Genomic DNA, 1,565 nt, shown 5'->3' on the forward strand with positions numbered 1-1,565 from the left:
AAGACCAAAATTGCTTACTGGCTTCCAGATCGCTGACATTGATTTCGATGTGATGGATGAGACTCATTTAGCAAACTCCTTTTCCGTTAAGATAATCGCTTGAACTTGGCGTACAGGATCGGCTCGACATTATCGTTGCCTACCGCGATGATCGTGTACAAAATAAGCAAACCCGTCAGTATATCTTTTATGATTGCTTTTATTTTTGGCCATACTTTATTTGTATTTGATCCCACTCTTTCTGCTTACATTTTAAAAGCTAATTCTTTGTCCCAAGTGACTGGGTTTGTTATAGTCAAACTATCAGCATTCCCTAACTTACCTGCACAAATTATTCAGAATGAACAATCGGAGGAAAATATGAAACTCAGCATCTTGGACCAAGTCCACATCACAGCAGGAGGCACTGCCGAACAGTCCCTGCAGAACGCCAAAGAACTCGCCCGTTTAGGGGACAACCTCGGGTACGAACGCATCTGGTTCGCCGAGCATCACGGAAGTAAATTGATGGCAAGCGCCGCACCCGAAATCATTGCCGCCTTTATCGCGGCTGCAACGGATCGGATCCGTGTCGGGACCGGAGGCGTCATGATGATGCACTACTCCCCTTTGAAAATCGCGGAAGTATTCAAAACGCTGTCCGGCTTTGCGCCCGGCCGGATCGATTTGGGCGTAGGCCGTGCCCCCGGAGGCGATCATCAGTCCATGCACGCATTGGCGCAAGGCAACCCGCCGCAATTGGATAATCATTACGAAAAACTGCAGACGATATTGGATCTTTTGGAAGACCGGACACCGCAGGATCCGCTTTACCGGGACACTCCGGCAGCTCCGGTAGCCGTGTCGATTCCGCAGACCTGGTTGCTGGGGTCGAGCGGCAACAGCGCCGTTCAGGCCGGCAAAATGGGCGTGGGCTATTCCTTCGCGCAATTCTTCACCGGTACGCTGGACAAGAACATTTTCGATCTCTACAAGCAGCATTTTGTTCCGTCCGCCGCCATGCCTGAAAAACAGATCAGTGTCGCTTTCCATGCTATCGTGGCGGACACGCGCGAAGAAGCACTCTACGAAGAGTTGCCGTATGCGATTTTCAAGATGCAGCTCTACCGTGGGATGATGCGCAACCATCTGATGCCCCCCGAACAAGCCGCCGCTTACCCGCTGACGGAAATCGAGAAGCAGCTCATCAACGACATCCGCAAGACCCATATTCTCGGGACCGCAACAGAGGCAGCCGAAACATTGCTGAATCTGCAGGAACAGTACGGTTTCGACGAAGCGATGATCATCAGCATGCCGCATTCTCAACAGGCTCGGCTCAAAACCTATTCCTTGTTGGCGCAGGAATTGCTGTAGACCATCTGCCATATCAATCTCGGCCATTCTCTTCACGGGGATGGTCTTTTATTTCTTTTACCCGTTCCAATGTTTCGGCGATCCTTTTTTCCCGGGTATCCTGGCGTTTGGCTTGGGCGATCCAGAAAAGATAGTGAGCCTTTTCGCCAGTCGGCCAGCCTTCGAAACGCTCGCGGGCAGCAGGATCATCTCTGAATGCCTGCTCCAAT

2 protein-coding genes are annotated in these 1,565 nt (G+C 51.2%); one reads left to right on the forward strand and one right to left on the reverse strand.

Annotated features, from left to right (window positions below):
• The first annotated feature begins 360 nt into the window (after nt 1-360).
• The gene (locus tag WBV27_RS05210) at nt 361-1,356 is read left to right on the forward strand and encodes an MsnO8 family LLM class oxidoreductase (RefSeq protein ID WP_424200053.1); all 996 of its coding nucleotides are present in this window, start codon (nt 361-363) and stop codon (nt 1,354-1,356) included.
• 13 nt (nt 1,357-1,369) lie between these two features.
• On the opposite strand, the gene WBV27_RS05215 is transcribed toward WBV27_RS05210, so the two are convergent.
• The coding region (locus WBV27_RS05215; protein WP_424200055.1) for a YdeI/OmpD-associated family protein at nt 1,370-1,565 on the reverse strand (196 nt) is incomplete at its 5' end.

Origin of the sequence: Trichococcus sp. (assembly GCF_049589555.1) — a bacterium.
Lineage (GTDB): Bacteria > Bacillota > Bacilli > Lactobacillales > Aerococcaceae > Trichococcus.

What these genes read in the sequence shown, in the direction of transcription:
- WBV27_RS05210 (WP_424200053.1), top strand. Translation starts at nt 361, where the DNA reads ATGAAACTCAGCATCTTGGACCAAGTCCACATCACAGCAGGAGGCACT.